12 protein-coding genes are annotated in these 19786 nt (G+C 69.5%); 2 read left to right on the top strand and 10 right to left on the bottom strand.

Features of this window, described 5'->3' with window-relative positions; genetic code table 11:
• Positions 1–500: 500 nt before the first annotated feature.
• The 3 genes from obgE to rplU form a co-directional block, all read right to left on the bottom strand.
• Positions 501–1937 carry a GTPase ObgE gene (gene obgE / locus ACFYXM_RS14800; protein WP_389289385.1) on the bottom strand — a complete coding sequence of 479 codons (1437 nt, stop codon included), beginning with the start codon at positions 1935–1937 and terminating at the stop codon, positions 501–503.
• Between the two features lie 161 nt (positions 1938–2098).
• Positions 2099–2356: a 50S ribosomal protein L27 gene (rpmA, locus tag ACFYXM_RS14795; RefSeq protein ID WP_073782955.1), complete on the bottom strand. Its 258-nt coding sequence runs from the start codon at positions 2354–2356 to the stop codon at positions 2099–2101.
• 14 nt (positions 2357–2370) lie between these two features.
• A complete protein-coding gene (rplU, locus tag ACFYXM_RS14790; protein ID WP_045947825.1) occupies positions 2371–2691 on the bottom strand; it encodes a 50S ribosomal protein L21 in 321 nt (106 codons plus the stop codon).
• A 1225-nt stretch (positions 2692–3916) separates the two neighbouring features.
• On the opposite strand from rplU, the gene ACFYXM_RS14785 reads away from it, so the two are divergent.
• Together ACFYXM_RS14785 and ACFYXM_RS14780 are read left to right on the top strand one after the other, a co-directional pair.
• Positions 3917–4519: an acyltransferase gene (locus tag ACFYXM_RS14785; protein WP_389289384.1), complete on the top strand. Its 603-nt coding sequence runs from the start codon at positions 3917–3919 to the stop codon at positions 4517–4519.
• Between the two features lie 463 nt (positions 4520–4982).
• Positions 4983–6137: an acyltransferase family protein gene (locus tag ACFYXM_RS14780; RefSeq protein ID WP_389289383.1), complete on the top strand. Its 1155-nt coding sequence runs from the start codon at positions 4983–4985 to the stop codon at positions 6135–6137.
• Between the two features lie 183 nt (positions 6138–6320).
• Here ACFYXM_RS14780 and ACFYXM_RS14775 read toward each other — a convergent pair whose 3' ends face one another.
• The 7 genes from ACFYXM_RS14775 to ACFYXM_RS14745 all read right to left on the bottom strand — a co-directional run.
• Positions 6321–7604 (bottom strand): nucleotide sugar dehydrogenase, encoded by a 1284-nt coding sequence (locus ACFYXM_RS14775; protein ID WP_389289382.1) that lies wholly within the window; start codon positions 7602–7604, stop codon positions 6321–6323.
• Between the two features lie 2 nt (positions 7605–7606).
• Positions 7607–9241, bottom strand: a complete 1635-nt coding sequence (locus tag ACFYXM_RS14770) for a glycosyltransferase family 2 protein (RefSeq protein WP_389289381.1) — start codon at positions 9239–9241, stop codon at positions 7607–7609.
• On the bottom strand, positions 9238–10824 hold the full coding sequence (locus ACFYXM_RS14765) for a glycosyltransferase family 4 protein (RefSeq protein ID WP_389289380.1): 1587 nt from the start codon (positions 10822–10824) through the stop codon (positions 9238–9240). Before ACFYXM_RS14765 ends, ACFYXM_RS14770 begins: the two co-directional genes overlap by 4 nt.
• A gap of 23 nt (positions 10825–10847) precedes the next feature.
• Positions 10848–13436 carry a glycosyltransferase family 4 protein gene (locus ACFYXM_RS14760; RefSeq protein ID WP_389289379.1) on the bottom strand — a complete coding sequence of 863 codons (2589 nt, stop codon included), beginning with the start codon at positions 13434–13436 and terminating at the stop codon, positions 10848–10850.
• 105 nt (positions 13437–13541) lie between these two features.
• Positions 13542–14555, bottom strand: a complete 1014-nt coding sequence (locus ACFYXM_RS14755) for a Gfo/Idh/MocA family protein (protein ID WP_389289378.1) — start codon at positions 14553–14555, stop codon at positions 13542–13544.
• Positions 14552–15670: a DegT/DnrJ/EryC1/StrS family aminotransferase gene (locus ACFYXM_RS14750; RefSeq protein ID WP_389289377.1), complete on the bottom strand. Its 1119-nt coding sequence runs from the start codon at positions 15668–15670 to the stop codon at positions 14552–14554. Before ACFYXM_RS14750 ends, ACFYXM_RS14755 begins: the two co-directional genes overlap by 4 nt.
• A 398-nt stretch (positions 15671–16068) precedes the next feature.
• A partial coding sequence (locus tag ACFYXM_RS14745; protein WP_389289491.1) for an Rne/Rng family ribonuclease occupies positions 16069–19786 on the bottom strand: 3718 nt, incomplete at its 5' end.

Genomic DNA, 19786 nt, shown 5'->3' with positions numbered 1-19786 from the left:
TTGACGGGTGATCGACGCCACACGGTCGAGCGGCATGAATCACCCTTGAGCGCGTTCCGTTCGTCGGCCGACTGACGCGGAGTACTCACCGGGCCATCGGACGGTCGTACAGAACAGGCCCGTTCGGCACGTGACGGAACGGCACGTGACGGAACGGCCCGGGACCGTGCGGCCGGGTCGAGACGGTCCCGGGTTCGGGACGGAACCTGGGACCGGGCCGGGCCGGCCCTTCCGGAAACGGCCCGGAGGGAACCGTTCGGGACCAGGCCGGGCGCCGGGGCCGGGAGCCCGGATCGTCTAAGGGCTGTCCCGTAATCCCCGGCGGGCGCGACGACAGCTGCGGCACCTCGCCGCGTTGTCGGAACGTCCGCATACATCCGGTATGCGGACGCCCCTCCGCCTTGCGATGCACCACATCCGACGCCGCACGCTGATCCACCACGGATTACGGGACAGCCCTTAGTGCCGTGACCGGCAAGGTTTGCCCGTAAGGAGCGGCACTAGAACGGGTCGAAGTCGTCGAACTCCCGCTGCGCCTCGTCGCGTTCGGCCTCGCGGTCACGGCGGCGCTGGGCGGCCGGACGGGGTGCCTCGAAGCGGTGGTCCTCGCCGCGCCGGCCGAGCATCTCCGCGCCGGACGCCATGGTCGGTTCCCAGTCGAAGACGACCGCGTCGTCCTCGGCGCCGATGGCCACACCGTCGCCCGCGCGGGCACCGGCCTTCATCAACTCGTCCTCGACACCGAGGCGGTTGAGCCGGTCGGCCAGATAGCCCACGGCCTCGTCGTTGTTGAAGTCGGTCTGCCGCACCCAGCGCTCCGGCTTGCCGCCGCGCACCCGGTAGAGGCCGTCCTCCTCCTTGGTGACGGTGAAACCGGCGTCGTCGACGGCCTTCGGGCGGATGACGATACGGGTCGCCGCCTCCACGGGCCGGGCCGCACGCGCCTCCTCGATGACGCCCGCGAGCGCGTAGGAGAGCTCCTTCAGCCCGGTACGGGCGACGGCCGACACCTCGAAGACGCGGTAACCGCGCGCCTCCAGGTCCGGGCGGATCATGTCCGCGAGGTCCTTGCCGTCCGGGATGTCGATCTTGTTGAGGACGACGATGCGGGGCCGGTCGTCCAGACCGCCGTACTGCTTCAGTTCCTCCTCGATCACGTCGAGGTCGGAGACCGGGTCGCGGTCGGACTCCAGCGTCGCGGTGTCCAGGACGTGCACGAGGACCGAGCAGCGCTCCACGTGCCGCAGGAACTCCAGGCCGAGGCCGCGACCCTGGCTGGCGCCCGGGATCAGACCAGGGACGTCGGCGATGGTGTAGACGGTGCTGCCCGCGGTGACCACGCCGAGGTTCGGCACGAGCGTCGTGAACGGGTAGTCGGCGATCTTGGGCTTGGCCGCCGACAGGACGGAGATGAGCGAGGACTTGCCCGCGCTCGGGTAGCCCACCAGCGCGACATCGGCGACGGTCTTGAGCTCCAGGACGATGTCCCGCGCCTCGCCGGGCTCGCCGAGCAGCGCGAAACCGGGGGCCTTGCGCCGGGCGGAGGCCAGCGCGGCGTTGCCCAGGCCCCCGCGACCGCCCTGGCCCGCCACGAACGTGGTGCCCTGGCCGACGAGGTCCGCCAGGACGTTGCCGTGCTTGTCGAGCACGACCGTGCCGTCGGGCACCGGCAGGACCAGGTCCTGGCCGTCCTTGCCGGAACGGTGGCCGCCCTCGCCGGGCTGCCCGTTGGTGGCCTTGCGGTGCGGGCGGTGGTGATACTCGAGGAGCGTGGTGATCGACTGGTCGACGACCAGGGTCACGTCGCCGCCGCGCCCGCCGTTGCCGCCGTCCGGCCCGCCCAGCGGCTTGAATTTCTCACGGTGTACGGAGGCGCAGCCGTGGCCTCCGTTACCCGCGGCGACATACAGCTCGACGCGGTCCACGAAGGTGGTCATGGTGGGAACCTCCAGTTACATACGTACAGAAATGTCTCACTCGTGCCGTCCCGCGCAGGAGAAGGCCGTCTCTCATGGGAGAAACACGCGAAAGGCGGACCCGCTTCCCGTGGGGGAAGTGAGGTCCGCCTCCGCAGAAATCGCTCGACGAGCGCCGTGAATCAGGCGGCGATCGGAACGATGTTCACGACCTTGCGGCCACGGTGCGTGCCGAACTGGACCGCACCGGCGGTCAGCGCGAACAGCGTGTCGTCGCCACCGCGACCGACACCCGTGCCCGGGTGGAAGTGGGTGCCGCGCTGACGGACCAGGATCTCACCGGCGTTGACGGCCTGGCCGCCGAAGCGCTTCACACCGAGCCGCTGAGCATTGGAATCGCGACCGTTCCGGGTGGACGATGCGCCCTTCTTGTGTGCCATGTCTCCTCAGTCCCTTACTTCGCAGCCGTGGGGATACCGGTGACCTTGATCGCCGTGTACTGCTGACGGTGACCCTGGCGACGGCGGTAGCCGGTCTTGTTCTTGTAGCGAAGGATGTCGATCTTCGCGCCCTTGTGGTGGTCCACGACCTCGGCCTGGACCTTGATCCCGGCCAGCACCCACGGGTCGCTGGTCACGGCGTCGCCGTCGACCACGAGCAGGGTCGAGAGCTCGACCGTGTCGCCAACCTTGGCAGTGGAAATCTTGTCAACCTCAACGATGTCACCGACAGCAACCTTGTGCTGACGGCCACCGCTGCGCACGATGGCGTACACGCGGATCTCTCTCTCGCTCGGAACGGATCCCCTGATGCCAGCCGCTCGCGCGGGCGGAAGCCCACGACGATCCGGAAGGACGAACGGCCTCTCCCGCCGGACGGGTCCACCGGGAGGAATGTGCTCAGGGGGTGGGCGCGCATGGAAACACGCCGAGGGTCAAGATTACGGTCGCCCGGGCAGGGGGTCAAACCGGGCCCTGCCACCTCTTCGCGCCACGCGGTCGAGCGGTGCGGACGCGGCACGAGAAAGCGTCGCGGCCCCGTATCGCCGCAGGCCCGAACCGGACGGCGTCGAAAGCAGGACGAAACAGTCGATCACATCCATACCCCCGTCCGACCCTGCCGCGGAGGAAGCGGTCCGCCCTGGGGCGCCCGGAGCATCCACCCCGGGCACATCGACCACCGAGTTCCCGCGCACGCATGCGCTCGCCCCGGATTCCGGAGCGGGCGCCGTACCGTGAGGAGATCCGGCCCACCACGACCGACGGGCGGGATCAAGGCTCCAACGACCCACCGCCGAAGGAGGTGCGAGCCGGTCGAGGTCGGGCTACGACCGGCAGTTGGCGCCGACCGTCCGACTCGGGCCTCCATCCACTCCATTCATGCACAGCTCGCCCCGTCCGTAGCTGTTATCGGACTTCCCTGACGAACTCTTTCCGCAGCAAGCAGTGAGGGCACCTGCGGAGAGATCGCTGCCATGACAGCAGGAGTACTCATTCGGATTCCGACCGGCACGGATTCGCCCATATACCTGGATTTCCGCACCGGCATTTCCACTCGCCGGGAGAACGGATTGCGCATTCCTTCCGCTCCCGTGGACGATGCATGCCCGAAGAAGAATATTGACGGATTTTTGGTGATGCGTGCCGGGTCCGCACCGATGGTCCGACAGAGGCTCCCATTTCTACCAGTGGAGCACGGCCGCAGCCGGACTCGCCGCCAACAGGAAATCCGTAGCGGTCATCCCGACCACCGTCACCCCTCGGACCGATCTCCACGAAAGCATTGAACGTGCGGACGAGCGAATCGCGCATTTCGACCGCTGCACCCTGCAAGAAATGTTCATGAATGCACCCCTGGAACCCGTTTTGGGGCACTGCGCAAGGGCGAGCGACGTCGACGCCCCTCCCCGGCGAGCGGCATCGGCGGACGCGCAGGCAGAGGAGCCGCCAGTGGGTGCTCTTATGCTTTGCGGTAAATCCGCTCAACGGAAGGCGCACGACGTGAACTACAGGGTCCAGCCCACCGCCCAGGTCGACGACTCTGCCGAGATCGGCGACGGCAGCAGCATCTGGGAACTCGCTCAGATCCGCGAGGGGGCCCGGCTCGGCGAAGGCTGCGTGGTGGGACGCGGCGCCTACGTGGGCACCGGTGTGCGGATCGGTGACAACGTCAAGCTGCAGAACTACGCCCTGGTGTACGAGCCTGCCGAGCTCGGCGACGGCGTGTTCGTCGGCCCGGCCGTGGTGCTCACCAACGACCACAACCCGCGCTCCGTCGACCCCGAGGGCAAGCAGAAGCGCGGCGGCGACTGGGAAGCGGTCGGAGTGAAGGTCGCCGAGGGTGCCTCGCTCGGCGCGCGGTCCGTGTGCGTCGCCCCGGTCCGCGTCGGCCGCTGGGCGATGGTCGCCGCCGGCGCCGTGGTCACCAAGGACGTCCCGGATTACGCACTGGTCGTCGGGGTACCCGCCCGGCAGGTCGGCTGGGTCGGCCGGGCGGGCGTCAAGCTCGTGGAGCGCGCGGGACAGCCGGGTCTCTGGGAGTGCCCGCAGACCGGCGCCATGTACGAGGAGAAGGCCGGCGTCCTGACCGAGCGCACCGCATAAGGGCTGTCCCGTAATCCATGGTGGATCAGTGTGCGGCGTCGGATGTGGTGCATCGCAAGGCGGAGGGGCGTCCGCATACCGAATGTATGCGGGTGTTCCGACAACGCGGCGAGGTGCCGCAGCCGTCGTCGCGCGCCCGCCAGGGATTACGGGACAGCCCTTAGGCAGCCAGCCGCTCCGGCAACAGCGGGAGGCGCTCCGCCGGGGACTGCCTCGATCGCGCCAGTCCCCGGTGGACGGCCTGCCGTGACCCGTCCGACACCACCGTTCGAGCCCCTCCGCCACGCGTGGACCTGCCCCGAGACACGTGGTCGCTTCGGTCGGCCATCGATTGGACCCGTGGCAACACGAATGCATACCGGTTCGCCGCCCCCGGGTCGGCGACCGGTCCCCCTTCGTTCGGCACATCGATCCGAGCACACATGGTGACCGGATTCACCGGCGCCCGCCAAGTGAGGCCTACATGTCCCAGACCGGTGTCCAGATATCCGACCACCCGAGTACGAGCGCCACGAGCGGTGCGCGATCCCCCGAGAAGGTGCCCCCGCCTCGTCTCTACGCGCTCGACGCCCTGCGTGTCCTGGCCGCTCTCTCCGTTCTGCTCTTCCACTTCACCGGAGTCGACGCAGCGACCAAAGCCAATTGGGCGGTAAACCCCGAGAAGCTTTTTCCCTGGCTCTTCCCCGTCACGTCATACGGTTCGTACGGTGTCCAGCTCTTTTTCATCATCAGCGGCTTCGTCATCTGCCTGTCGGCCTGGAGCCGGACCCCCGGACAGTTCGCGCGTGCCCGTTTTCTGCGGCTCTTTCCCGCCTACTGGTTCTCGGCCGTCGTCGCTTTCCTCGTTTGGCGCTTGCTGCCGGACGGTCAGCGTTCCGTTCCCAGTATCAGCGACTCGCTGACCAATCTCACGATGCTCCAGGTACCACTGTCCGCGCAGCACCTGGTCGGCGCCTACTGGACACTCTGGGTGGAACTGACCTTCTACCTGATCTTCCTGGTGGTTCTCTGGAAAGGTCTCGACTACCAACGTGTGTCGGTCTTTTGCTGGTTATGGCTGCTGGCGAGCGTCCTGGCTCAGCAGGACACGGACGTACCGCTGCTCGGGATCTTCGCCCAGCCGCTGAACACCGCGCTGTTCGTCGCCGGTATCGCCATGTATCTGATGTACCGTTTCGGCCCCGACCTGAAGCTGTGGGGCCTGCTGGGCGCAAGCTGGCTGGTGATGCAGAGCGATCTGGTAGAACACGCCGACAATCTGCAGCACACCAAGGGTATGGACCGGGATCCGTACCTCGCGCTGGCCGTGGTCACCGTCTTCTACCTGCTCGTGCTGGCCGTCGCATTACGCAGGACGGACTGGCTCGACTGGAAGTGGCTGTCCACTGCGGGCGCCCTGGTCTACCCGTTGTACCTCCTTCATGAAGAACTGGGCTGGGCCATGATCCGCAAGCTCTACGGGCACCTGGGCGCATGGCCCACACTGGGGGTGACCACGGGTGCCCTGATCGCTCTTGCCTGGCTGATGCACCGGTTCGTGGAGCGGCCTTCGCAGAAGTGGCTACGCGCCGCCCTGGCCCGGGAATCCAGCAATCCGCCGGAGTTGCCGACCAAGTAGTCCCACAGGTTTACGAGGGCCGACGACGGACGTCGTGAAGGGGTCCTCCCGGCAGTGCCGGGAGGACCCCTTCACGATGTCAGCGGACCAGTAACGACCTGGGGAGCAACAGGGAGTGGATCAGCGAGCGGAGTCGCAGGGCGTCGGGAGCCCGCTCCCTATTGCTCCCCAGGTCGCAAGGGCTCAGCCACCGATGACGACGCGGCGGACGCCCTCCCAGCGGGCCGGGTCCGTGGTGCGACGGCCGTCGACCAGGACGCGGACGTCCGGCAGGTCGGCGGCGGACAGCTCGCGGTACTCGGCGTGGTCGGCCTGGAGGATCGCGGCGGTGACGGTCTGGCCCTCGTGCGGGACCAGACCGTGCGCGGCCAGCTCCTCGGCCGTGTACATCGGGTCCGAGACGAATGGAACCGCGCCGCGCGCCTTCAGGGCCTCGACGGTCGGGAAGACGCCGGAGAAGGCCGTCTCCTTCACGCCGCCGCGGTACGCCGCGCCCAGCACCAGCACGCCGACCCCGTCCAAGTCGCCGTAGGCGGCGGCGAGCAGGTCGACCGCGTACTCGGGCATGGCGGCGTTGGCCTCGCGCGCCGAACGGACCACGGTCGCCGAGGGGTCGTTCCACAGGTACATCCGCGGGTAGATCGGGATGCAGTGGCCGCCGACGGCGATGCCCGGCCGGTGGATGTGGCTGTAGGGCTGGGAGTTGCAGGCCTCGATGACCTTGAGGACATCGATGTTCTGCTGGTCGGCGAAGCGGGCGAACTGGTTGGCCAGGCCGATGTTGACGTCCCGGTAGGTCGTCTCGGCGAGCTTGGCCAGCTCGGACGCCTCGGAGGTGCCCAGGTCCCAGACGCCGTTGGGGCGGGGCAGGTCCGTGCGCTCGTCGAAGTCCAGAACCGACTCGTAGAACGAGACGCCGTGCGCGGTCGACGCCTCGTCTATGCCGCCGACCAGCTTCGGGTAGCGGCGCAGGTCCGCGAAGACCCGGCCGGTGAGCACCCGTTCCGGGGAGAACACCAGGTGAAAGTCCTCGCCGGCCTTGAGGCCGGAGCCTTCTTCGAGCATCGGCGCCCAGCGGGTGCGGGTGGTGCCGACCGGCAGCGTGGTCTCGTAGCTGACGAGGGTGCCCGGCTTGAGCCCGGCGGCGATCGCCCGGGTCGCGGAGTCCATCCAGCCGAAGTCGGGGGTGCCCTCGGCGTCCACGAAAAGGGGGACGACGACCACGACGGCCTCGGACTCGGCCACGGCGGCGGCCGTGTCCGTGGTGGCGGTCAGCAGCCCCGCCTCGACGGTCTCCTTGAGCTTGACGTCCAGGTCGTGCTCGCCGGGGAACGGCTCGACACCGGCGTTGACCAGCTCCACGACCTTCTCGTTGACGTCGGCGCCGGTCACCCGGTGGCCCTTGGCCGCGAACTGCACGGCGAGCGGCAGCCCGATCTTGCCCAGGGCGACTACACAGATGTTCATGGTCACTTCCTCTTGGAACGCGTGGCGCGGGTCAGCCGGGATCGCAGCCGCGAGCCCAGCGACTTCTTGGGCGGATGGAGCGGGCCCGTGCTGATCACCACACGCCCCTTGGAGTTGAGCTGTGCCGCGGCCCGGTACGGGTCCTTCTCACCGTGCCAGCGACGGGCCAGCGGCATGGGCCGGCCGTCCCCGCGCACGGGGATCTCGTACGTCTCTCCGGCCACGTCCACGAAGACGCGCACCCCGCGCTTGATCCTGCGCGGCTCCAGCGGGATCACGGCCCGCACCAGGGTGGCATCGCCGTCGGGCGCGACTTCGCGGGTGAACTTCCCCTGGACCGGAGCCAGTTCGCACCCGTCCGGCAGTCGGCGGGCACGTGCCTTGTCGGCGCTCTTGGGCATGGCGCCCTCGACGAGACGGACCACGGCGGAGCCGGTCTCTCCGACGACACCGACACGGACCGTCAGCGCGAGCGCGAGCTCGTCGCCGGTCTGCACCCACTCCGACTCGATCAGCCGGGTCTTGGCGGCCAGACGTCCGGGCACGATCTCCCCGACGAGTTCGAAGCAGCGGTCCGGGAGATCCAGACCCGCGTCGCGAAACCCGGGGTAGCGGGCGAAGGCCCGGCCGTCCTCCAGGTGGAAGGGGGGCGCCCCGTGCTCGGCCTCCTCGCTGATCGCACGGCAGAGTTCGTCGACCGCGCCGCGTTGCGCGAGCCGGAGCCTGGCGCGCAGCTTGACCGGGAGTCCGTCGCTCAGCGGGTCCGTCAGATAGGTGTCCGCGAGCCGGGTGATGCCGACGCAGATGTCGCGCTTCGTCTCGTCGTCCAGCGCCACGAAGTCGTCCTGGATCAGCTTGGAGAGCTCCCAGGTGAAGTGGCGCTTGAGGACGGCGTCCCGGTTCGGCCCCGCCTCGATCAGCCGGGCCGCATGGTCCATGATCGCGGCGGTGCAGCGCAGCCGGGACAGGTGGTTCGCGCGGTAGGTGATGTTGCTGGCGTCCCCGCGCTTCACCGCGTAGTAGCAGGTGTAGTCGGCGACCACGGATATTCTGCGGGCCCGGACGCACGCCTCGATGGTGAAGGGCTGGTCGCTGCCGACCGGCATGTCCTCGGGGAAGCGCAGTTTGTGCTTCTCGACGAGGTCGCGGCGGAAGAGCTTGGTGTTGGCGAGGGCGAACGGCAGCTCGGGGCCGTAGAGGCTGACGTCGGGGTCGTTGGCCTTGTACAGCGACTGGCGCACGTACCGTCCGTTGGTGCCGACCATCTTCCCTATGACGACGTCCGAACCATTGGTGTCGGCGCAGGACACCATCCGCTCCAGCGCCTCCTCGCCGAGGTAGTCGTCGGAGCCGATGAAGTAGACGTACCGGCCGGTGGCGAGCTCCAGCGCCCGGTTGCTCGGCATCGCGGGGCCACCGGAGTTGGGCTGGTGGACGACCTTGACCGTACCGGGGTAACGGGCGGCGAACCGGTCGAGCTCGGCGCCGCTGTCGTCCGTCGAACCGTCGTCGACCGCCACGACCTCCAGCCGGTCGAGGCCGATGGACTGCCCCACCAGAGAGTTCAGGCACTCGGTGAGATAGGGCATGGTGTTGTAGACGGCGACCACCACGCTGACGTCGGGAACCGTTGTCATCGTCTCCTCGCCGCCTTCTCGCCGTCGGAGAGCAGACTGGTGTAGAGACCGTCGAGAACCTCGGCCTGCGCTTCCCAGGTCCAGTTGTCCAGCAGTCCGGGCTTGTCGTAGGCGGCGCGGTAGCGATCCGGATCCGCCAGCACCTGCTTGATCGCACGGACCAGATCGGAGACGTCCTCAGCGGCACACACCTCGCCCTGCCCCGTCGAACGGGTCATCTCGGACATGGTCTTCACATCGCTGACGACCAACGGCAGCCGGGCGTGCGAGTACTCGAAGAACTTGGTGATCAGTGCGATCTCGTGGTTCGGCCAGTGGTGGATCGGAATGCAGCCGACGTTCGCGGCGGACAGGAACGGAACCACCTGCCAGTGGGGTACATACGGCACCGCATGCATCCGGTCCCCCGCGCCCAGCTCCTCCGCCCGGGCGAGCAGACCCTTGATGTACCCGGCGGCCGGGTTGGGCACGACGAGGGCGATGTGCACGCCTTCCAGGTACGGCAGCGCCTCCACCATCTCTCCGAGGCCGCGCTGCGGCCCCGGAGAACCGCTGTAGACCACGAGCGGGACGTCCGGACCGATGCCGCACTGTTCTCGCAGATCCGGCATCGGTTCGGCGTCTTCCCCGCCAACCGGCTCGACCGGCCGGTCGGGGGCGTTGAGCACGACCGTGGGCTGTCCGGCCAGGGAGTGGCGCTCACGAAGCAGATCCGCGAGCCCTTCGGAAACGGTCACCACCGCATCGGCGTAGGGGGCGAATTCGCTCTCGTGCGCCGTGTTGCCGGGGATCCAGTGCGCGTTGTCCTCCCATGGGCGAACCCCCGGCAGAAACTCGTGCGCGTCCCAGACCAGCTTGACCTGACGGCCCGCAGCCCTGGCACGCACAGCGGCACGAGCGCCGACACCGAGCATCCGGAAGTCGTTGGCGTGGATCAGATCCGGCTTGAGGCCGTCGATCACCTTGCCGTACGTCAGCTCGTAGTCCCACAGCGCGGGCTCGAGCCGACGCCAGGCGCGCTTCCCCTTGGCGGTCTTCCAAACTGCGGTGAACGCCCTGTCCAGCGGACCTCGCAGCCGCCGGCCCGCCTGCTGCGCCTCGGTGGACTGCCGCGAACGGAATTCGATCCAGCGCTGCATCACCTTCGACGTCGGCCCGGCCACCACGAGTCGGGCCTGCTCCACTTTCCGGAAGGCCGACGATCCCACCGCCTGCGGTGCCACTCGAAGCGCGGCCCGACGCGTGGCGACATCGGCACGCCACGCCTTGGCCCACTGCCTGCGGTACGCGGCGAGCGGGCCCGGCGGGTACGCCAGGGGACGGCGCAGCGGCGAGCGGTGACGCTCCGCGTGCCGCTTGGCCAGCGGCGCCTTCAACGGAAGCAGCCGCACTTCGGCGTCGCCCAGTTTCCAGCTGCGGCCCTTGCCGGTGCGCACCAGGCCCAGAAGCGTCACGTCCCAGCCGGCCGCTGCCATGGACTCGGCGGCCTTCTGGACCCGTGAATCGCCCTCGACCTTGTTGTCGACCAGCATCACGACCCGGCCCCTGGCGGGCCGCTCGGTGCCGAGTTCCTGCGTCTCCATCAACAACCCTTCCCCCGGACGCGTCACTTGAGGAAACCGCTCAGTACTTGTGCGGTCCAACGTCCGTCGTGATAAGTACGAGCGAATTCCGCCGAAGCACGGCCGATGGCCGCAGTCCCGTCCCGATCGTCGATCAAGCCGCCCAATACCTCGCGCAGGGTGTCCGGCGTGGCGCTGACGACCGGCAGGTCACCGTTCGCAGCGGCCTTCACCGAGTCACTGATGTGGGCGATCACCGGCTTGCCCGCGGCCATCGCCTCCACCGCGAACGTGCCGTAGCTGCCAGTGGTGACCTGGTCCAGGACCAGGTCGCTCTCCTTGACCAGCGCCTGCATCTCGGCCCAGGGGATACCTTCGACGAGCCTGAAGTCGATCACGCCCTTGTCGTGCAGGTCGGTGAGGACCGGCATCACGCGGTCCGTCCCCTTCGTCCAGCGCTTGGACGGCGCGTGCAGCACGATGGGCCGCTTCCGCTCCATCACCGGACGGTCGGCCGCCCACGATTCGACGTCCACCACGAGCGGGGTCCACTTGGCCATCGGCAGGTCGTCCAGCAGATCGGGAGTGGTGACGAAGACCGGCAGGCCGGATTCGTCGGCGATCCGCCGGTTGACCTCGGCCTTGACCTGGAGCCTCTCGGCGATCCCCTCAGGGGCGTCCCTGAACAGCGAGTACTCGTGACGCTCCAGATGCCGGGCGGGGTGACGGATGTCACTGCCGTGCGACAGAAGTGCCACCTTGATACGGGCCTTGCTCAGTGCGGCCAGGTCTCCCGCGATCGTGTCGCCATTGAGCCGTCCGAAGACCGGCATGAAGGCGTCGACGATCAGGTGGCTGTAACGGCCGACGATCCGCTGCACCTGCTGCAACTGGACATCGAGGTCGCCCAACCGCTCGGCGTCGACGTAGACATCAGCCGGGTAGTCGAAGCTCTCGGCTCGCTTGTTCATGACGACCTCGACGGACACGTCGGGGTTCGCCTGCGACAACGCTTGAGCGAAGGCCGCGCCCTGACCGGCGTAGTTGGCCGGCCCGATGCCCAGCTTGACCGGAGTGGAGCCGAGCTCCGTCCAGACCGGGGCACCGGGCTTCCCGCTGCTCGCACCGATCGGTGCGGCCCCGGGCGTCTCCTGGACGTCCCAGGGCACGACGGTGGACGGCACCGGCGGGGTCTTCTTCGACAGGGTGCGGTACAGCTTGAGCAGCCCGGCACTCTGGTGCTCCCAGGACAGCTCCTTGAGTACATCCTCGGAGATGTGCGCGGCGAGTTCGGTGCGCCGCTTCAGAGCGCGGGAGGCGGCGGCAGCGAAGGTGGCCGGATCGTCCCAGGTGAAGACCTCCCCGATCTCCTTCTCCTCCACGTACTCCTTGATCACACGCACGTCACTGGTGACCAGCGGGAGCCCCGCCTGCAGATACTCGGAGACCTTCGTCGGCAGGGAGACCTCGCAGTTGGGCACCCTCCGGAACGGGGTCAGGCCGATATCCGCCGAGGACAGGTAGTCGGCGACCTCGTGCTGCGGCACGTAGGGCGCCAGATGGATGCGGTCACGGACACCGAGCCTCTCGGCGGTCGCCAGCAGTTGCTCGAGCAGCGGCGTCGTCCGGCTGCAGACCAGCGCGAGGTGCACTCCAGGCAGTTCGGGGAGAGCGTTGATCACGGCGTCCACGCCACGTTCCGGTCCCAGCCATCCCGAGTACACCATGAGCGGAACTTCGGGTCCGAGTCCGCACACCTCGCGGACGGACGCTCGCACCGAGCCGGAACCGATCACCTCACGGACCGGGGAGTTGCCCACAACCAGAGGAAGGCCGGAGAGCCCATGGTCGTCTCTCAGCAGCTCGGCAAGCTGCGGAGACACAGTGACGACCGCGTCCGCCCTGCCGATGTGCTCGGCCTCCGCCGCGGGAAGGGCGTACGCCTGCCTTGGGCTGGGCCATTCGACGCCGCGAATGTACTCGTGCGCGTCGTAGAGCCAGACGCACCGGTGGCCGCTTCCCCGGAGTCTCGCCGCACTGCACGCAGCCGTCACGATCGTGGTCGCGTCGTTGGCGTGGATGACGTCCGGCTTGAGTTCCTCGATCACCGGGCCGAACGCCAGGTCCAGATCGACCAGCTGCGGCCAGTCCTGGCGCCAGTCACGGACCGGAACGGTGTTCTTCGGCGTCCGCCGCTGTTCCCACTTGAAGGCACGCACCCGCAGCTTGTAGACGACACGGCGGGCACGCAGCACAGCCTTCAGTGACACCCGCCGGGGCGTCCCGGACCAGGTCGTCTGCGCAGACGTCCGGCGTACCCATGCTTGGTAGGAGACACGGTAGCGGCCCAGCGCCGCCTGGTCCTGGAGACGGAACTGGGTCATGGTGCCGCGCAGCGGATGTGCCCTGCGCGACTTCACCGACTTCAGGTACTCCTTGGCCACGGGGACACGGATCACCTCGATCGGACCCAGCCTCGACCGCTGGACACGCTTGGTGTCGCTCCTGCCGATCAGCGTGACGTCCCAGCCGTCACGCGCAGCGGCCACAGCTGTCTTCTGGACCCGCGAGTCGCCCGTGATGCCGTTGGCGACGATCACGGCAAGCCGCGGTCGACGGGCAGGGGATTTCATTTTGTTCTTCCTCCGGTGCAAGACAAACGAGCCGGTACCGGCTTCGCGTTCCTGGGAGCACGAAGCCGGTCCGATCAGATGAGCGGTATGCCCGCTGCCGGGGATTCAGCTCATCGCGCTGTTGGTGTCCAGGCTGACGGTCGCCCCGCTCGCGGCCGATTCCAGCACCGCGGCCGCCACCTCGACGGTCCGCAGCCCTTGCCGCAGGGTACAGATGTCCTTGGAGACGCCCCGTACGGCGTCACTGAAGAGTTCGTGCTCGACGAGCAGCGGCTCACGCTTCGGTATGGCGTAACGGATCATGTCGCCCTCGGAGACCCCGCGGAACGCCTGGAGGGCCTCCCATTCGGTGGCCACCGCCGCGTTCGAGTGGAAGGTGAGGTCCGCGGTGAGGGTGTCGGCGATGAAGGTGCCTCGTTCGCCGGTGACGGAGGTGAAGCGTTCCTTGAGCGGGCTGAGCCAGTTGACCAGGTGATTGACCATGGTGCCGTCGGAGAGCCGGCCCACGGCGGAGACCATGTCCTCGTGCGGGCGGCCGGACTTCGAGACGGTGTGGGCGGCGATCGACGTGTAGGTGCGGCCGGTCACCCAGCCGGTCAGGTCGATGTCGTGGGTGGCCAGGTCCTTCACCACGCCGACGTCGGCGATGCGGTGCGGGAACGGGCCCTGACGGCGGGTGACGACCTGGTACACGTCGCCGAGCTCGCCGGCCTCCAGACGGGCGCGCATCGAGCGGAGCGCCGGGTTGCAGCGTTCGATGTGGCCGACGCCGGCGACCAGGCCGCGCGTCTCGAACGCCTCGACGAGGCGGCGGGCGCCCTCGACGGTGTCGGCGACCGGCTTCTCGATCAGCGCGCAGACCCCGGCCTCGGCGAGCTGGAGGCCGACCGGTTCGTGCAGGGCGGTCGGGCAGGCCACGACCGCGTAGTCGATTCCGAGCTCGATCAGTTCGTCGACCGAGGAGAGCACGGGGGCGCCCTGCGCCCAGCCGTTCTTGTCCCCCATCGGGTCGACGACGCCGACCAGCTCCACGCCTTCGAGTCCGGCGAGGACGCGTGCGTGGTGGCGGCCCATGGAGCCCAGGCCGATGAGTCCGGCCCTCAGTGTCGCGGCGGTCACAGGTTCTCCCCCAGCGCGTTCACGGCGGCGACGATGCGCTCCAGGTCGTCCGCCCCGAGGGACGGGTGCACGGGCAGCGAGACGACCTCGGCCGCGGCCCGCTCGGTCTCCGGCAGGTCCCAGGTGCGGCCGGCCTTCTGGTCCGGCTCCCAGTACGGCTTGAGCCGGTGGATCGGGGTCGGGTAGTAGACGGCGTTGCCGATGCCCGCCTCGGTGAGCTTCGCCATCGCTGCGTCGCGGTCGCCCCGCACCCGGATCGTGTACTGGTGGTAGACGTGCCGGGCGCCCTCGGAGACCGGCGGCGTCGTGACGCTCGGGGCGGTGATGTGGGCGTCGAGGTAGGCGGCGTTGGCGCGGCGCTGCTCGGTCCAGCCGGCCAGCTTGGTCAGCTGGACGCGGCCTACGGCGGCGGCCACGTCCGTCATGCGCATGTTGGCGCCGACGATCTCGTTGGCGTACCGCTGCTCCATGCCCTGGTTGCGCAGCAGCCTGAGCGTGCGCGCGACTTCGGCGTCGGCCGTGGTGATCATGCCGCCCTCGAGGGAGTGCATGTTCTTGGTCGGGTAGAAGCTGAATGTGCCGCCGGAGCCGAAGGCGCCGACCGGAGTGCCGTTCAGGGACGCGGCGTGCGCCTGGCAGGCGTCCTCGACCACGGCGAGCTTGTGCTTCTCCGCGATGGGCATGAGCTTGTCCATCGCGGCCGGGTGACCGTACAGGTGCACCGGCATGATCGCCGCCGTGCGCGGCGTGACGGCGGCCTCGACGGCGGCCGGGTCCAGGCCGAAGCTGCCGGGCTCGATGTCGGCGAAGACCGCGTCGGCACCGGTCAGCCGGACGGCGTTGGCGGAGGCGGCGAAGGAGAACGACGGGACGATGACCTCGTCGCCCGGGCCGATACCGAGGGCGAGCAGCAACAGATGGAGCGCGGAGGTCCCGGAGTTGACCGCCACGCAGTGGCGTCCGGCGACCAGCTCGGAGAAGCCTTCCTCGAAGGCCGCGACCTCCGGACCCTGCACGACGCGACCGCTGCGCAGTACGCGTACCACGGCCTCGATCTCTTCGTCACCGATCGCCGGTCGGGCAGCAGGGATGGTCTCCCTGTTGTCGCTCGACATGGACATCCTCCTTGAACACCGCAAGAGCTGTGACCGGCGAAGGTTCGAGGGCACGCGAATGCCGGCTGAGGCTCCGCCGCCTCGGCGCACGGCCGATTCGTTGACAATATATTGCGCTCAAATCACCCCTTTCCCCCGAGGGCAGCGCACTTGGGGTTCGGAGGGTGGTCTGTCCTGCCGGAAGTTGACCGACGCGCCGATGAGCATTCTCAGGAATGACATATCTGGCGTCAGCCGCGTCACATTATCAGGCTTTTCATACCGCGTTTCGCTCAGGCTGGGGCTTTCGAGACACGGTCCATGTGATCCGCACCGAGCCGGGACGCGCCGAAGAGGCACGGCCCTCGTGAGGGGGTCGCGCCTCTTCGGCGTCATCCGACGGTCGGCTCGTCCGACGGTCAGCTCTCCGTGTCGGCCGACACCGACGGCTGCGAGGACTGCTCGGCCGCGACGGTCTTCTTGGCCGCCGCCTTCTTCGCCGTCGTCTTCTTGGCCGTCGTCTTCTTGGCCACCGTCTTCTTGGCCACCGTCTTCTTCGCGGCGGTCTTCTTGGCCGTGGTGGTCTTCTTGGCAGCCGTCTTCTTGGTGGCCGCCTTCTTGGCCGTGGCCTTCTTGACCGCCTTGCGGGCCGTCTTCCTGGCCGGAGCCTCGGCCTCCGGGGCCTCGCCGTCCGAGGTCTCGGCGACGCTCTCCGGTGCCTCGGCCGGCACGGTCGCGGGCTCCTCTGACACGGCCGGCACGGCCTCGGGCTCCACCACGACGCTGCCCGTCACCACGACGACCTCCGCCGCGTCCGCTCCCGCGGGCGAGCCCGCGGGGGCGGTGACCTTGCGGGTCACGCGGCGACGGGCGCGCGGCGGAGCAGGCTCGACGGCAGTCTCCACCACTACGGCCTCGGGCTGTGCCGCCTCGGCCGCCGATGCCTCGGCATCGACCGGGGTGACCACAGTCACGACTTCCTCGACCGGCTCGGCCGAGGCCGGCGAGCCCGCCGGAGAGGTCGCCTTACGGGTCGCCCGTCGGCGCGTACGGCCCTTCGGGGCCTCGGCCGCGGGAGCCTCCGCCGCCACCAGGGCCTCGGCGACGGGCTCGGGCTCCGCCACCGGTCCGGCCTCCACGACCACGACCGGCTCCGGTTCCGGCTCGGCCACCGGGGCGACGGGAAGCTTCGCGGCCTTCGGGGCCCCGGCCGGTGCCGTCGCCTTGCGGGTCGTACGGCGCCGGCCTCGGCCGCGCGCCGCGGCCGCCTCGGCCTCGGCGGCGCTGCTGTACAGCTCCTCGTCCGGGGCGAACTCCGGCTCGGGCAGCGCCATGGGAGCGGCCACCTCGGCAGCGACCTCGGCAACGGTCTCGGTCTCCGCCGCCGTCCCGGTCCCGACGGCGGCCTCGGCCGCGGCTTCGGCCGGTGCCTCCGTGACGTGCTCGGGACCGTGCTCGTGGTCATGGCCCACGCCGCCGCGACCGCGCTTCTTGGAGCGCTTGCCGTTGCCGCCGCCGATCGAGGCCGGCTGCGGCATGTGCACGATCACACCGCGCCCGTTGCAGTGGACGCAGGACTCGGAGAACGACTCCAGCAGTCCCTGTCCCACCCGCTTGCGGGTCATCTGGACCAGGCCCAGCGAGGTCACCTCGGCGACCTGGTGCTTCGTACGGTCGCGTCCCAGGCACTCCAGCAGGCGCCGCAGCACCAGGTCCCGGTTGGACTCCAGCACCATGTCGATGAAGTCGACGACGACGATGCCGCCGAGGTCGCGCAGCCGCAGCTGGCGCACGATCTCCTCGGCCGCCTCCAGGTTGTTCTTGGTGACGGTCTCCTCGAGGTTGCCGCCCTGACCGGTGAACTTGCCGGTGTTGACGTCGACCACGACCATCGCCTCGGTCTTGTCGATCACCAGCGAGCCGCCGCTCGGCAGATAGACCTTCCGGTCCAGCGCCTTCATCAGCTGCTCGTCGATCCGGTAGGTCGCGAAGATGTCGACCTCGGAGGTCCACCGCGACAGGCGCTCCGTCAGGTCCGGCGCCACCTGGGAGACGTAGCCGTGGATGGTCTCCCACGCGTCGTCACCGCTGACGATGACCTTGGAGAAGTCCTCGTTGAAGATGTCGCGGACGACCCGGACGGTCATGTCCGGCTCGCCGTAGAGCAGCGTCGGCGCGTTGGAGCCGCTGGTGCCCTTGGCCTTCTTCTGGATGTCGTCCCACTGCTGCTGCAGCCGTTCGACGTCGCGGCGCAGCTCGTCCTCGCTCGCGCCCTCCGCGGCGGTACGGACGATGACGCCCGCGTCCTCGGGGACGATCTTCTTGAGAATGGTCTTCAGCCGGGCCCGCTCGGTGTCGGGCAGCTTGCGGCTGATGCCGGTCATCGAGCCCTCGGGCACGTAGACCAGGTAGCGGCCGGGCAGCGAGACCTGGCTGGTCAGGCGGGCGCCCTTGTGACCGATCGGGTCCTTGGTCACCTGGACGAGGACGGACTGACCGGACTTCAGCGCGGTCTCGATGCGGCGCGGCCCGTGAGCCATGCCGAGTGCCTCGAAGTTCACCTCACCGGCGTACAGGACGGCGTTGCGGCCCTTGCCGATGTCGACGAAGGCGGCCTCCATGGACGGCAGTACATTCTGCACCTTGCCCAGGTAGACGTTGCCGACGTAGCTGGTGGCCTGCTCCTTGTTGACGTAGTGCTCGACGAGCACGTTGTCCTCGAGGACGCCGATCTGGGTGCGCTCGCCGTTCTGGCGGACGACCATCACGCGCTCGACGGCCTCACGGCGGGCCAGGAACTCGGCCTCGGTGATGATCGGGACGCGGCGGCGGCCCTGCTCACGGCCCTCACGGCGGCGCTGCTTCTTCGCCTCCATACGGGTCGAGCCCTTGATGGACTGGACCTCGTCGAAGCCCGTGCCCGGCTCCCGCTCCTCCTTCTTGCGGGGCTCGCGGACCTTGACGACCGTACGCTCCGGGTCGTCCGCGCCGACCTCGACGTCGGCGGCGAGGTCCCCGCTGCGACGGCGACGGCGCCGACGGCGGCGGCTGCTGCTCGTGCCGGAGGCGGCCGCCTCGTGCTCCTCCTCCTCAGCCTCGGTCTCCTGGGCGTGTTCCCGCTCGTCCTCGGCCTGGTCGGCCGCAGCGGCCTCCTCGCCGTGCTGCTCGGGGGTCTCCTCGCCCTCGTGGTTCTCACCACGACGACGACGTCGGCCCCCGCGACGGCGGCGGCGCGTGGGCCGGTCACCGTACTCGTCCGTCTCCTCGCCCTCGGCCTCGGCCTCGTGCTCTTCGTCGCCCGCGTCCTGCGGCTCGTGCTCGTCCTCGACGGGCTCCTCCGCCGCGGGGGCGGTCTGCTCGGGCTCGACGGCCTCGCCGCGACGGCGGCGACGGCGGCGCGAACCGGCCGACGGCGCGGCCTCGGTGGCGGGCTGCTCCTCGGCCGTCGCGGCCTCCTCCTCGGCCTCGATCTCCACGTGGCGCGAAGCGGCAGCGGCGGCGGCCGCGGTCTCCGGGGTCTGGAACATGGGCTCGGTGAAGACCGGGGCCTGGAACACGGCCACGGCGGGACGCGTCGCGCGACGGCTCTTGCGTACGGGCTCCTCGTCCTTGCCCGTGAACTCGGGCCGGCCGGCGGAAGCAGTGACGCGGCGGCGACGGCGGCCGAGCGGCGCGGCGTCCTCGGCGGCCGGTGCCTCGGCCGCGGGCTCGGCCTGGGCGGCGCTCTCGGCCGCCGAGGTCGCGGCCACGGGCTCGGACAGGCTCTCGGCGGTGCCGGCGGCGGGCCCGGTGGCCTTCGGCGCGCCCGCCGGGGCGGTCGCCTTGCGGACGGCACGACGGCGGGTGCGCGCGGGCGGCGCGGCCTCGGCCTGCGGCTCGGTCTCCGCTTCCTCCTCCGCCCCCGGAACGTTGTCGGCCGAGGTCGTGGCGGTGACCCCGACGGGCTCCTCCACGGATACGGGCTCCGCGACGGCCTGGGCGGTCTGCGGGGAACCGGCCGGAGCCGACGCCCTGCGGCGAGTACGTCCCCGCGGCGCGGCGGCGGGCTCGGGCTCGGCCACCGCCTCGGGCGCCGCCTCCTCGATGCTCTCGCCGTTCTCCACGGGCTCGACGATCTCGACAGGCTCGACCGCCTTC

Origin of the sequence: Streptomyces sp. NPDC002476 (assembly GCF_042889785.1) — a bacterium.
GTDB lineage: Bacteria > Actinomycetota > Actinomycetes > Streptomycetales > Streptomycetaceae > Streptomyces.
Note: the sequence above shows the minus strand (reverse complement) of the source record. Positions and strands in the feature narration are given on the sequence as shown.

Coding starts and splice junctions, on each gene's coding strand:
- ACFYXM_RS14770 (WP_389289381.1), bottom strand. CDS start 9,241: ATGACAACGGTTCCCGACGTCAGCGTGGTGGTCGCCGTCTACAACACC.
- obgE (WP_389289385.1), bottom strand. CDS start 1,937: ATGACCACCTTCGTGGACCGCGTCGAGCTGTATGTCGCCGCGGGTAAC.
- rpmA (WP_073782955.1), bottom strand. CDS start 2,356: ATGGCACACAAGAAGGGCGCATCGTCCACCCGGAACGGTCGCGATTCC.
- ACFYXM_RS14775 (WP_389289382.1), bottom strand. CDS start 7,604: ATGAACATCTGTGTAGTCGCCCTGGGCAAGATCGGGCTGCCGCTCGCC.
- ACFYXM_RS14760 (WP_389289379.1), bottom strand. CDS start 13,436: ATGAAATCCCCTGCCCGTCGACCGCGGCTTGCCGTGATCGTCGCCAAC.
- ACFYXM_RS14780 (WP_389289383.1), top strand. CDS start 4,983: ATGTCCCAGACCGGTGTCCAGATATCCGACCACCCGAGTACGAGCGCC.
- ACFYXM_RS14750 (WP_389289377.1), bottom strand. CDS start 15,670: ATGTCGAGCGACAACAGGGAGACCATCCCTGCTGCCCGACCGGCGATC.
- ACFYXM_RS14765 (WP_389289380.1), bottom strand. CDS start 10,824: ATGGAGACGCAGGAACTCGGCACCGAGCGGCCCGCCAGGGGCCGGGTC.